The organism is Cyclobacterium jeungdonense (assembly GCF_010994275.1).
In the GTDB taxonomy this organism is placed as follows: Bacteria; Bacteroidota; Bacteroidia; order Cytophagales; family Cyclobacteriaceae; genus Cyclobacterium; species Cyclobacterium jeungdonense.
The window spans coordinates 449,958-464,269 of record NZ_WMCD01000001.1 but is presented as its reverse complement, the minus strand read 5'-3'; the positions used below and the strand labels follow the sequence as shown (position 1 = coordinate 464,269).

General features: G+C 45.5%; 7 protein-coding genes. 2 read left to right on the top strand and 5 right to left on the bottom strand.

Translation table 11 applies throughout. The features are described from left to right. Positions 1 to 92 precede the first annotated feature (92 nt). Complete coding sequence (locus GKS34_RS01755; protein ID WP_163383094.1) at positions 93 to 2,768, top strand: phosphoenolpyruvate carboxylase; 2,676 nt, start codon at positions 93 to 95, stop codon at positions 2,766 to 2,768. Between the two features lie 103 nt (positions 2,769 to 2,871). Here the strand turns inward: GKS34_RS01755 and GKS34_RS01750 are convergent, their stop codons facing one another. From GKS34_RS01750 to GKS34_RS01730, 5 genes are all read right to left on the bottom strand, one after another. Next, positions 2,872 to 4,251, bottom strand: a complete 1,380-nt coding sequence (locus tag GKS34_RS01750; RefSeq protein ID WP_163383093.1) for a serine hydrolase — start codon at positions 4,249 to 4,251, stop codon at positions 2,872 to 2,874. Between the two features lie 477 nt (positions 4,252 to 4,728). Then, entirely contained in the window at positions 4,729 to 6,933 is a 2,205-nt protein-coding gene (locus tag GKS34_RS01745; protein WP_163383092.1) for a DUF5916 domain-containing protein, read from the bottom strand. A gap of 92 nt (positions 6,934 to 7,025) precedes the next feature. After that, complete coding sequence (locus GKS34_RS01740; RefSeq protein WP_163383091.1) at positions 7,026 to 8,255, bottom strand: alkaline phosphatase family protein; 1,230 nt, start codon at positions 8,253 to 8,255, stop codon at positions 7,026 to 7,028. A 95-nt stretch (positions 8,256 to 8,350) separates the two neighbouring features. Next, positions 8,351 to 10,150, bottom strand: a complete 1,800-nt coding sequence (locus GKS34_RS01735) for a RagB/SusD family nutrient uptake outer membrane protein (protein ID WP_163383090.1) — start codon at positions 10,148 to 10,150, stop codon at positions 8,351 to 8,353. Positions 10,151 to 10,163: 13 nt separating this feature from the next. Further along, on the bottom strand, positions 10,164 to 13,397 hold the full coding sequence (locus tag GKS34_RS01730) for a SusC/RagA family TonB-linked outer membrane protein (RefSeq protein ID WP_163383089.1): 3,234 nt from the start codon (positions 13,395 to 13,397) through the stop codon (positions 10,164 to 10,166). A gap of 195 nt (positions 13,398 to 13,592) precedes the next feature. Between GKS34_RS01730 and GKS34_RS01725 the strand changes: the two genes are divergently transcribed. Continuing rightward, complete coding sequence (locus GKS34_RS01725; protein WP_163383088.1) at positions 13,593 to 14,237, top strand: TetR family transcriptional regulator; 645 nt, start codon at positions 13,593 to 13,595, stop codon at positions 14,235 to 14,237. Positions 14,238 to 14,312: the final 75 nt, after the last annotated feature.

Sequence of the window (14,312 nt, the reverse complement as noted above, 5' to 3'; positions counted from 1 at the left end):
GATCGGATCTGCACCGGTTCTGCATTTTCATTCCATGCAGCCATCTGTTATATTTAACCTTCCTATTTATTCACCATCTAGTCAACGAAAACATGGCCACGGACAATCCTCTATTTAAAAAAACCAACCAAGACCTGAAATTTCTGACTCGCTGCTTCCAGAAAGTATTGCACCAACTTGGCGAATTCGAGTTGGAAAAAATCCTTACCCAAAAACCCGTACTGCCCGAAATTGATTGGGAGGCGGGTGAGTTGGAAGAAAAGCACATACAGGTTTTAAGCATCTATCTGCAATTAATGAATCTGATAGAAGAAAATGCGGCTGTTCAGGGCAGGAGAAAACGGATCAATGAAAAGGGTGTTGACTCTATTCGTGGATCATGGGGTGAAACGTTGGCAAGATGGCAAGATCAGGGATGGACGGAAACCCAGATGCTGGATTGCATTAGAAATACACAGGTTTACCCGGTACTAACCGCACACCCTACAGAGGCGAAGCGAAAATCCATTCTGGAATTACACCGGGAAATCTATTTAAACCTGGTCAAACTGGAAAATAATTCGTATTCCCGGCTGGAAAAGCAGGGCTTGGAACGGGAAATCATGGCCTTGCTGGAGCGTTGGTGGCGATCCGGAGAAGTATACCTCGAAAAACCCACGCTGGAAATGGAACGAAATAATGTGATGCATTATTTTTCAAATGTATTCCCCAGGGCCCTGCAGAAAGCCGACCAGCAACTTATGGAAAGCTGGATAGCGATGGGGTTTGACCCCTCCAGATTTGATACAGCGTCTTCTTTTCCTGATTTTCAACTGGGAAGTTGGGTTGGTGGTGACAGGGACGGACACCCTTATGTTACGGCCGACTTTACCAAAAACACCTTGTTGGAACATCGTCAAACCGCCCTTTCACTAGTAAGAGAAAAATTGCAGCACCTGGGGGCTCAGATGAGCTTCTCTGATATTCGAAATCCGGTGCCCCATGGATTCAGGGAACAAATCCGGGAAAAGTCGGAATTCCTCGGCGAAGAAAGCGAAACTGCTTTGAGACGAAATCCCCGGGAACCCTGGAGGCAATTCATTAACCTGATGTTGATACAGTTGGAAAATACGCTTCAGGAAAACGGACAACCCGCTTATGCCGATTCGAAAGAATTGCAAGACGATCTTCAAATCCTGCGACAAAGCCTTCTTGAAATAGATGCCATCAGCATTGTGCAACAATTTCTATTGCCGGTAGAAAGACACGTTTCTTGCTTTGGTTTCCACCTTGCCAGACTGGATATCCGGCAAAACAGCTCCTATCACGAAAAAGCCATCGACCAAATTCTGGCGGGTACATTTACCGAATTGATGCCTTACTCCACCTGGTCTGAAAAAGAGCGGGTAAAATTCATTAGTGAAGAACTTAAAAGCAACCGGCCTTTTGCCTTTTCTGGGAAAACCTTCGGGCCAGAGGCGGACAAGGTGTTGGCTAGTTATCAGTGTGTCAAGAATCACATCGAACAGTATGGCGACGAGGGTATCGGTTCCTTTATTGTCAGTATGACTCGCTCCCTTAGTGACCTTTTATTGGTATACCTTTTTCTGAGAGAAGCAGGTTTGGACCGTAACAGGTACCAGGTAGTCCCGCTTTTCGAAACCATTGAAGACCTGCAACAGTCGGACAGCGTACTGGACGAATTCCTTTCTCATGAATCCTATCCGGGTAATTTTGCCTTTCAGGAGGTAATGCTTGGATACAGCGATAGTAATAAGGATGGTGGAATCACGGCAAGCAGGTGGAACATCTATCAGGCCGAACAAAAACTTACTGACCTCGCGAAATCCCATGGTAAGCGCTTGCGCTTTTTTCACGGAATCGGCGGAACCATCAGTCGTGGGGGAGGAAAATACCACCGATTTCTTGAAAGCATGCCCCAGGGTAGCCTGCAAGGTTCCATCAAAATCACGGTACAGGGAGAAACGATCTCCCAGCAATTTGCCAACCTGCTAACGGCCGGCTACAACCTGGAAATGCTGTTTTCGGGCACCGCCCTGCAAACTGGCTATACCTTATTGCCTAAAGAAATTCCTGATTTCCCTATCGATGCAATGCAACAACTATCTGAATTTGCCCAAGACCATTATCAGAAACTAATCCGACATCCTGATTTTCTGGAATTTTATGGAGAAGCGACTCCTATCGATGTATTAGAACTTAGTAAAATCGGTTCTAGACCTGCAAGAAGAACGGGCAAAAGATCTCTGGAGGACCTTCGGGCCATTCCCTGGGTTTTTAGCTGGAGCCAGTCACGGTTCAACCTGACCGGCTGGTATGGCCTTGGAAGTGCTATAAAAACCATTAGAGAATCCCATCCGGATCTATTCAAGAAATTACAAGCCAATACGCAATCCTGGCCGCTACTGCGTTACATTCTGATTCAGGTAGAAACAAACCTTCTGAATGCGGACCAGGAAATAATGAATCAATACGCCGGTCTGGTAAAAAACCGGGAAACCGGAGTAACCTTTACAAAGTGGATTATGGACGAACACCAGTTAAGCCTGGAGGAAATCGGTGAACTCCTGGGCAAGGAAAGGGAAAACAGAAGAATTGGCTTGCTGGACAGTATCAATCGAAGGAAAAATGCCCTTCATGGTTTGCACCAGCTGCAGTTAAAAAACCTGAAATTATGGCGGGCATCCAAGGAACCGGATTCTCCCCTGGTGACACGTTTGCTTAAAATTACCACAGCTCTTTCCAGCGGGTTAAAGAATACGGGTTGATCCACGCTGAAACGGTAAACCTTAAGCAGTATTTAAAAAGTAATCTATAACCTTTTTTTAGGACGAATCAGGGTTTTTCCGAATTGGAGGAGGTGGGATTTTACTATTCCACCTTCTTTCCAGGCATTTCTTGTCCGCCTTGAAAAAGTATCAGGCTTTCCACCAGACCATTTTTTCGTTGAAAGGAAATGCTTGCCTCCACAACCGTCAGATAAAATTTAGTGTCATTTTCCGGATAAATCTCGAAGCGGGGCTGACCGGTGGCCTGCAAATATAACTGCTTCCCTTCTTTAGTAATGGTGATTTTGAATTCGGGGGCTAACTCATAAACGCCCACGTATTGTTCTAGCGTGGCCTCAGGTACATTCACTGCCTGATTCTTCGATTTTATATTCGCTAACTGTGATCCCGGATCGAGTAAATGGAAGCCAATATCATCCGAACTTATGGATGAATTGGTAAGTAGTACCACACCAATTCCGGTTTCTTTTACAAATCCGGCAAAAGCCCTGTACCCGCCAGTGCCTCCATTATGCCAGATTACATCTCCATCCTCCCCATTCTTAATATGCCAGCCCATGGCAACTTTCATATCACCCGCTTTCCGGTGCCTGACTTTATGAGAAAAGGCCATAGCTTCCGCCAACGGGCTTTCTACATAACCCAAATTTGCCGCTATAAATGTTGCCATATCGGAGGAGGAACTTCTAATCGCTCCTGCACCAGCAAGTGTAGGGATGTCCCAATTTTCCACAACCTCGCCACCATTGTGTCCCGGAGCCAGGTTTTCTTTCATTCGATCCGTCAATCGGATCCGTGTGTCCTCCATTTCCAATGGATCCGCAATCGTCTGCACCATCAATGCTTCATAAGTGTTGTTTTTATTCAGGGATAGCAGGTGCCCCAAAAGCCCTTGAGCAAAATTGGAATACTCGTAGGACTCGCCCACTTCCCTCTCCGGCTTGTAGTCCGAGATAAAGGCATACATCTGATCTACCGTGTAGTCCGCAAAGGGATTGTTGGGATTGGCTGGGTCAAAATTGTCAGGCATTCTGGGGAATCCCGAGGTATGGTCCGTAAGGTGGCCAAAGGTAATTTCTGCTTCGCCCATCGTAGCGGCTTTAATACCATTAGGTAAAAAATCATTTATCTCATCTTCCAGATTGAGGTCGCCATCCAGCACTTGTTGAGCAAGCAGGATCCCGGTAAACACCTTGGAAATAGACCCTATTTCATAAATGGTATGCTCATCCACAAGCTCACCGTTCTTGGCAGTTTTTCCGAAATTGTGATACGTTATTCCGGCAGAATCGATTAAGGCAATGGCCATACTTGGCGTAACCCCATCCGCTATGCGTTTTTCAATCACTTCAATAAGCTCTGGAGGCAGTGTTTTGAGACTTTTTTTTGCTGTGGTTGTCTGACAATGAACAGAAAAAACGGAAATCAAAAGAATAAAAAGGGTGACTCTAAAGTGATTCATCGCTATTTTGATTTTTAGTGGTTCAATAAGAATTAAGTCTCCCTTCGAAATTTCCACCTTTCCAAGAGTTTCCACTGCCAGTTTCAAAGGGGAATAGAAAGTTCTCAATATTCAAAACATCCGCTCTCATTTTACTCCCTAAATTAATCATTTCGGACAAGTAATCAAGTAGTTAGTTAAACTTATGTATCCTATGTGATAGGCATTTTTTTCACCAGGTAGTAGCTTCGTTCTCATGGAATGTCGTAAAAAATTAGAAATGCAGGAAAAATCCGCCAACTCCCGTTTCAGCTTGTTCTTTCCACCTACCAAAGAGAATAATTTATTGTAGACCCAATATTGAGTTACCAAACTTCACGGAAATGAAATTATCCAACAGTGAACGTTCCTGCTACGGCCGCTGGGGCTTCTTTACGTCCGTTGAGAGAAACGTTACTCATGCCAGTTCGCTAATAGATGCAATAATCACCCGTTGATTTATAAATTCAGCCAGTAATTAAGCTTCATCACAAAGGCCCGTTGCTTGGAAGCGAAGGTGTCAGGAAAATAATTGTCTGTATACACCATAAATAGATCCGATACCGGGGCATAACGCCATTGGATCCGGGTGTTGATATTAATATTGTCAATCTGGTTGTTATACTGAATAAAGGTGGTCCAAAAGAGGCTTCGGGTAAATGTGAGATCTATCCGTGGACCGATCAAAAACAAGTCAGCATCTTTCTGGGGTTCAGGCAGCCGGATCCGACTATAGCTGAGGTTCATGGATATATTGGCCCTGTACCCTATCCGGAGCTGAGCAATCCCTGTAAAATTAGCCATGGTCCCATTGTAATACTGCCCTACCTGGCCGGTTCCCCGAAGTGCCAGGGCTTTCCGGGGATCGGTACGAAAATCGATCCCCAGGTAGCTGTACCTGTATCCCGTTCCTTCGGCCAGTGGTTCGCCACCGGTCCGGGTAGGATCAAAGGGGAAAAAAAGATACGTATATTGATTATTGGCGCTCAAGGTGAATTCTGCAAAGGAATGAAACTGAACCAGATAATTAAGGGTATGCAACTCGTCTGTAACGCCAAGGGAAGGGTTCCATAAAGTTTCGGAAAGAAAGCCCGGTCCGTGTCTGTTGACCTGCTCGGAATCCGGAAAAAAAGTATAGCCTATTTCCGGGGCAATGCGCTGGTATCCCGAGCGGGGCGTGTAGCCAACCAGGGGATTGTAATTTTCTCCCACGTAGGAATAGGCAAGGCCTGCGTTAAAATTTACATCGTTAAAAGCAAGTTGCGCATGTCCGGTACCGGTATCTTCATCCACTCCTTTTTCAAAGGTGCGATGGTAGAAAAACTTACCGCTCCAGCGGTTGTCTTTGGAAAAAAGGTTGTAGTCAATACCTGCCAGACGGTTATGATCGCCGTTTACCAGATTGGTTCTTTCCATATCCAGGGTCTCCCGATTGATGAGCATGACTCCCACATTGGAACGGTTAAACACTTTTCGCTGAAGGGCTGCTACGGAAAAGTTTTTTCCGGTGATGCCTCGCAGCGGATCGCTACCCGTTTGCATGTTCATCGCCCCGATCCGCCAGTCATCCGTTAGTTTACCGCTTAACCGGGCACCGTATAGGATCTGGTTTTGGACATTTTGGCCGGTGGATTCATCTCGGTCCACCCCTATTCGGCGCGAGAAAAAGGGCCGGATGCGGTCGGTACCAAAATCAGCAAAAAGATCCACGTTTTCAAGGAAAAACTGCCGGCGTTCCGGAAAGAAAATCTCAAATCGATCGAGATTCGTTACTTGTTCGTCTACCTCTACTTGGGAAAAATCCGGGTTGACCGTCAGGTCCAGGTTCATGGCCGGACCCAGCCCGATTTTAGCGTCCCCACCGAAGGAAGGTTTCAAGGGCTCGCTGTATCCTTCCTGAGAGTTGGTTGAAGTAGCCATGGCGGCATAGGGAATCAGCGAATAATTTCCACCAGATTTTGGCAACGGCTCAGGAAAATGCAAATTCCGGGAAAAAGCCATGTGGGTCACGTTAAAATTTCGGGGAATCGGCGTCCAGGTGGTTTTTTCGGAGTATTTACTGTCAATCCTGTAAATGTTTACGTTCCAGTTATCCGTCGCGTCCTTGTATCGCAGGGTTGAAAACGGGATGGCTATTTCCGCCACCCATCGATCCTCCAAAATCGTCGCCTCCGAATACCACTTGTTGTCCCAGGCCAGGTTAAAATCGGTAGGTTGTAAACCTCCGTTACCCACCATGGCTTCGCGTTGAACACCATAGGGATTCACACCGAAAATATAGCCGTTCGTTTTATCGTTAAAGGTGTCGATCACAAAGCTGATCCCGTCATTTTGATTTCCACGGTAATCGCGTCGCAGGGAAGTACTCACATAGTCTTCCCGCGGCTCTGGGCTGAGCATAATGGCCGCGATATAAAGAAACTTATCATCATAGGCAATTTTTACCCGGGTTTTAGCAATAGCCGGCAATGTATCCGTTGGGAAGGTCTGGATAAAATCATCTATCCAGCCCCCTTCCTGCCAGACTTTTTCATCCAGTCTCCCATTGACCGTCACGGGCTCCTCAAGTCGTTCGGCATACATGCTGGCAGGCTTTTGGCTTTGCCCTTGGGCAATAAAATTAGTTAAAAAAAGAAATAAGTAAGCAGTTATTAGTTTATTCATTAAATCTGACGTTTAAAGTCCAAGTTAGGACCTTAAACGCCAAATATATCATGAGATTTACATAAATGGTAGCAAAACCTGCTAAACATAAATCAATCAGTATTCTTTACCCAAACATTAATAAAGCCGGTGGGTAATTCCAAAACCACCTTTACGTTATTTTGAGGCACTTTAATGTCAAAATTCGCCGATTCGTCTTCCAAATTCACTTCTCCCAACATACGGTACAGATCTGAATTACCATACCGAAATTGATTGGTAGAAGTAACCCAAACCCGGCCCGTTTCACCATTTCCGTAACTTTTCCAGTTCAACTTCAGTTCGGTGCCTGAAAGGGTCCCCGTTAGATGAGAGGCATAAGCCTCACCTAAAAGTGAGACACCATCCACTTCCATAGCATGGTTTTTTGGAATCGTAAGCCCCATATAGGTAGCCATGGTTGGAAAGATATCTACTATTCCCGGTGTCTGGGAAGCGATTTCGTTAAACGCTTTATTTGAAATAATCCAGGTAGCCCGTTCTTCATCCGATTGGCCCCCATGGTGAAATCCCCCTTCTCCCCGGCCGTGGTCTGTGGTGATGACAATCAGCCACTCTTCATCAAACTTTTTTTCTCGCTCTTGGATAGCATCCCAAATCATCCCGACCTGTCGGTCGGCTTCCTGAATACCCAAATCCATTTCCGGACTTGCTCCGAAGCGATGACCCATATCATCGGTGTACTGTAAGTACACCCAGGTAAGATCCGGGGCTTTCTCTCTGACATCTTCCGCAGCATACGCAGCCACTTCCTGGTCGATCCTTTTGATATAATCGCTTTCATCATCATGGGGATATCCAAGCGTATCGACTTCCAACCCATCAAAGTGGTAATCCAATTGGAAATTTCCCGTAGCCTCCAGGTTTTCCCCTATCAGCTTGGTGCGATTATCCAGCCAGGTGGAATACACAGCCGTGGTTTTGTTAGGGTAATTTTCCTTGAAATGTCTGAAAATTGTCCAATAATTGTAATTGGGCTGGCGGATGCTGTTTCCCTTCACGTTGTGTTTGTTGACCCAAACACCTGTAAGCAGGCTATTGTAACCCACTGCCGAAATGGTCGGAGTTTCGGAATAGCCTCCCTTTGCTCCTCCTACGTAGGCTGGAAAATAACCTCCTTCAGAGATAATATCATCCATATTCGGAGTGGGGTTTTTGATCAGCAATTCGCGTTGGATCCCGTCTAAAATTATAAACAGGGTTTTCTTTTCCTGAGCTCTTGCCTGAAAAGCGGTCAGGAAAAAACATAAAAAAAGGACTGTTAAGGAATATATTCTATGCATCGTATTTTGGTTCATGTTAAATTTCGGTAGGTATAGAAAAAAAGTAAGCCACCGATAATTGCCGGCAGCTTACATTTAATGATCTTATAAAACTATTATTCCCATCCGAAAATCTGTTCCAGATTCGGATTCAAGGTAACTTGTTGTATAGGAATGGGTCGGTAATAATACTTGGGATCTTCAAAACTCCGCTCGGTGGTTTCGGTCACCAGGGTGCCTCCCTGAGAACCGTTTTCCATGTAAACGGTCACGTTGTCATCCACCGTTCCTGCTTTGTAGTAGATCAGCATTTTGCCCAGGGAATTGATTTCCTTTTGGGGATCTAACGGAATGTCCGCATCCTTATCTATCAATAGAATGTCCTCAATACCGTCTCCTGTCATATCGTATTTTCCAAGACCGGGAAAATACATGCCTTCCGGAATGTTTTCCAGCAACTCACCTGCCGACCAGCGCATGAGGTCATCGTATCGGTATCCCTCCATGGCAAATTCCACTCTTCTTTCTCTCCGAACTTCCAAGATCACCCCGCTCATGGGTCCGTTTACATTGGGATGCTTTGCCGAAAGAAAGGAGTCAGGCTGGGCATTGGCCTGCGACACCTGCAAATCCGGCATGCCAGCTCGTTGCCGCAAGAGGTTTACCGAAATATCCGCATCCGCTTGTGTCAGGCTACCCAATTCGGCCAAGGCCTCAGCATAGGTAAGCAATACTTCCGCGTAGCGGTAAACGGGAAAGTCCAGGCTACCAAGGGCGATGTTTTCGGTGGTATTGTTGTATCCTTTTTGCTGAAAATATCCAGTAAAATTTCTGGTTAGAATAGGAATAAACGCTTCCGGTTCCGGCGCTCTTACCCACCCCGGATAGACCAGGGTCTGAGACATTCGCGGATCCCTGTTTTCGAATTCTTCTACATAAAGCATGGTTTCAAATCCAGGCTGGTCGGTAAATCGCGATCCATCCCGCATCAGGTACGTTTGCACCAGGTCTCTGGAAGGTGACTGTTCGTAGGTTCCAAAAACGGTATAATTGATGTTACTACTTTTATCCTTATTCAGGTCATAAGGATTAAACAGAATTACTTCGCCATTGCCAGAAAGATCTTGGCTGTTAAAAAGCGCCTTGTAATCACTTCCTGGATTTCCCGTTTGGTGAAGGGAGAAATTACCGGAATCCATGATTTCTTTTGACAGGTCTCTCGCAAGGGTAAGAAATTCATTGGCAGATCCCTGCAGCCCTAATTCGTCGTGATACTTTCGATAGGTTCCTTCGTACAAGGCCACGCGTGCATAGAAGGTTTTGACTGCCCAATTACCTGGAGTACCACTGGGAACATCTTCCCACACATGCGCTGCTGCAAAGGCCAAATCTTCCATCATTCCCGCAACCACGGTCTCTCTGGAATCTCTCCCTTTGTAGAGCAGTTCCTCATCTGAAGGATTTAGCAGTTCATCGTACCAGGGCACATCGGAATACCGCTTTACCATTTCGAAATAGAATACGGCCCGATAATACCTGGCTAACCCTTCGTAATGCTGAATGGCCTCCGGGCTGGCATCGGCATTCGGGCTGTTTTCCAGAAAGTAATTGATGTTCCGTAACCTGGTCCAGTCCCAACCACTGGTGATGTTCTGCGAGTTGGGCGAACCGGTCATGATATTCTTAATTTCTATGGCACCGGTGGTGGCCATATTGTCACTGGCCTGATCCTCCTGGTATTCATACATGTCCGGCAGGGAAAGCAGCCCATCCACGTACAACCTCAGGTCTTCCTCGGTTTTAAAAAATTCCTCGGGCGATATGGATGTCTGCGGATACCTGTCCATAAAATCCTCATCGCAAGAGGATAACCAGAACAAATTCAGGAGCAGTATATATATGCTATATCTTTTCATTTCTTTTCTTGGTTTAAAGGTCAATGTTCACACCAAATGAATACCTTCTTTGGAAAGGATAGGACCAGCCGTAGCCATTATTAACCGATTCGGGATCTACAAAGGACTTGATAGCCGAAAATTCGAACAGGTTTTCGCCGGTAATGAAAAATCGTATTCTGCTGGCATTGATTCTGGCAGCAATTTCCTGAGGAACAGAGTAGCCTAAAGTAAGGTTTTTCACCCGCACATAAGCGGCATTTAGAAGGTAGCCGGTTTGAGGAATATCCAATCCAGCTCCGTAATTATTGTCCGCCAACCAGGATTGAAGGACAGGATATCTGGAGTCCAGATTCTGATCCGCTAAACCTGCATCCAGGTAAGATTGACTATGCTGCGCCCGCAAGGCTTCTCCATCTGCTTGTCCCCGGTAAAAATCCAGGTTCCATGGGTAAATATTGGCATAAGGCTGCTGATAAGGGCCCCAAAAGAGGTAGTGTTGCGGATAATAATCCTGACGACCTACACCCTGGAGGAACACGGAAATATCAAACCCATTCCAGGACGCGTTCAGGTTGGCTCCCAATTGGTATCGGGGACGGCTGTTTCCAATGATGGTAAGGTCTTTGGATTCTGTCTCCGTAAGCCCCTGCTCAATTTTCCCGTCGTTGTTTAAATCTTCGTATCGCGGCCATCCGGGCACGATATCCAGAGCGCCCCAGGGAACGATAGCTGATTGGTCCAACTGACTGATCTCATCTTCTGTGCTGAAAAGGCCGTCATTAACCAAGCCCCAGATTTCGCCTATTTCCTGGCCTACACGGTAGTTGGAAAGCAAGCCCTGCTCGTTTTCGAATCGGGTAATAAAGGATCTGGAATCGGAGACAAAGAATTTAGACGAAAACTGAACCGGATTATCATAACTACCGAATTGATTTCGATAATTCAAAGAAAGTTCCCATCCTTTGGTCTGCAGGTCGGCTGCATTTTGCTGTGGGGGTGAGGTACCCAATACACCCGGTAGTTCCACCGGGTTGGTAAGCATGTCTTTGGTATCCCGGATAAAATAATCGAAAGTAGCGAAGAATTTGTCTTCCCATAATCCCATATCCAAACCAAAATTAGTGGTGATTACCCGTTCCCAGGTATAAAAATTGGGGTCTACTGCCAGGGCGGGAGCACTATTAACAACTACCTGCCGATCTCCGCCTATCAGGTAATTTGAAAGTCCGGTTGGCAATGCCTGGAGGTAACCAAAGTTGGAAACGTTCTGATTTCCCAAACTACCATAGGATCCCCGCACCTTTAGTGTAGGCGCTGTTCCCAAGGCCATGTCCTGGAAAAACCCTTCATCACTTATAATCCAGGCTCCCGAAATGGATGGGAAGAAGCCCCATCTGTTAGAGGATGGGAAACGAGAAGATCCATCGTAACGTCCGTTAAACTCCAATATGTACTTGTTGTCATAGGTATAATTGGCTCTTCCAAACACACTCTGAGTCGCATAGGAGCTGTATTCGGGACGGATAAATGAATCTCCGGTAGTCAAACCCAGGTAGGGCAAGGAAGAAGATATCAACACCCTTCTTTCGGATTCCACAGAGGAGTAGGAATAACTCTCCTGGTTGTATCCTGCCAGAATGTTGATGGAGTGATCACCAAAGGATTTAGTGTAGTTTCCATAGAGATCAAAGATGGTATTTTGCAGGTTCCCGTTTCTTTCAGCAACCAGTCCATCTCCCCCTTCTGTACGCACATCATCCGGACCAAAGCCGATTTCAAATTTTCTTCGGTCCCAACCATATATCCATTGCTCGCGCTTAAAGCTACCATTACCCGTCACGGTCAGGTCGCCATTTAAAAAGGTCCCTGTGGCCCGGATGATATTGTGAAAACCAAACATGTCTTCCCGGTTTCTTCCGCCGTCTACCAGTCGGGCTGCCAATCTTCCGGCATCCGTATTGGCCCAGGTTCCATCGGGGTTTTCGGCAACTTCTATAGGTGTGAGGTAATAAATATCCGTGATATCATTAGTAGACTCCGCCCGTTTGGTTTGGTAAATATTCAGGTTATTATCCAGTTTCAACCATTTCTTAGGAGTGGCCGTTACCCGTGCTCGCAGCGAATAGCGGTCCCAGTTATCGGGTTGCAGCTTGTTCATGCCGTTTTCACGGGTATAATCCCCGGACACGTAATAAGTCATGGGCAGGTTCTCGTTATTGGAACTGCCGCTGATAGAAAGGCTCTGATTGGTAGAAAAACTGGCATCGTTAAAATAATAACCGTACCAGTCATTGTTTCCCATATAAGCCCATTGATTGGGATTATTGGGATCTACTCGCACGTCTTCCACACTGGGATCCGCGGACCGCTCTCTGGCCCACTGATAATGAAAGTCATTGAAATTAATGTAATTCCAGGGAGTATTACTGGTAGCCTGGTCCATAACACGTGAATAAATGTAGGGATCGGTCACCGGTGGAGGAAGAACTGTTGGCTTTCCCCAGGAAAAATTGCTGTTGTAGGATACCTTTTGTTTACTTCCACCCTGCTTGGTGGTGATCAGCACCACTCCAAATGCCGCCCTTGCACCGTAAATAGCTGCAGAGGCCGCATCTCTCAACACCGAAAACGATTCAATATCTGCAGGATTTAGTCGTAATAAATCTTCGTAAGCTACGGCAATGCCATCAATAACAATCAGGGGTCCTCCACCATTAATGGATGTAAATCCCCGTATATTGATATCGGGTACAGTACCGGGACGACCTCCGGAATAGGTAATGTTCAAACCAGGGCTGGCGCCTTGTAAGCCTTGCATCACATTGGCAACGGGCCGGTCAATGATATCCTCACCCGAAACCTGATCTACGGCACCGGTAAGGTTAATCTTCTTTTGGGTACCATATCCTACTACCACTACTTGTTCCAGCAATGTTTCTTCTGCCGAAAGCGTCACATCGATGGTAGTTCGGTCTCCTACGATGATATTTTGCGTCTCAAACCCGATAAAAGAAAAAACAAGCTCAGCCTCTGGTGAAGCCACTTCTATACTGTAAGCCCCGTCGATATCCGTGATACTTACGTTATTTCCTCCTTTTTGGTAAACCGAGACTCCTGGTAAGGGAAGGTCTTCTACGCCGTCTTTGACCACTCCCGTAACCACAATCTGGGACTGTGCTGCCCCCATCAGCATCAAGGTAAGAAGCAAGGTTATTAAACCTGCTTTCTTTTTGATCTCTTTAAATTGTTGTAAAACTTTTTGCATCTAGTTTAGGTATTGGTGATAAATTTGATTCGGTATTTTCTCTGCAAGTTACTTCTGGCCTATTACCTTATTGTTAAACCAGAATTATCATTTATTTATTGAATATTCATTCAATATTTAATAATTTAAAATTAACAAAAAAATCAGATAAAGAATATTTTTATGGCTAAATTGCCCTTTTTATTCTAAATTAATATGAAACAATCGATCAGAGAAGAAAGAAAAAAGGAGATAGTTTCCGGATTGTATGAATTGTCCCGGCAAGAAGGATTGGAAAATGTATCCATAGCAAAAATCGGCAAACACCTGGGCATGCCTCCAAGTTTGGTCATGCATTATTTCCCTAACAAGCGTCTTTTAATTCTTGGATTAATTAACCATATTCTCCATCAATACCAACTCATTTATAAGCCCATTGTCAGCAAGCTTGAAAAAAAACCACGCGTAGATCCGGAGCTTTTGGTGGAACGGCTTTTTTCGAGAGAATGGAACCTGCTATTTGATGACGGGGTGTTTTTTAGTTGCTATGCATTTATCTTCCGGGATCAATTAATCAAAAAGGAGTATAAAAAACTACACGTCAAACTAAGGGTAACCCTTAAAAACCTGCTAGATAAAGATGAAGTCCTTGTTATGGGAGATACGGGGCTTTTAGCGGAAAAAATATTTGTGGTAATTGAGGGGGCCTACTATTACTTGTCCATGATGGATGAAGCCAGAGAATATGACCAAAAACTTGAACTGTTCAAAGATCAGGTATACGAGCTTATTTACGCTGAGATTAGTCGGCTCCAGACAGGGCCTGAAATGGGCAAAAGCAGGTATTCAACCGGGGGATAATCCTTCACATATTCTGCTGGAATCGCTGGATTCACGTTACCGTAACCAACCGATCGTAAAAAAAACATGGAACAG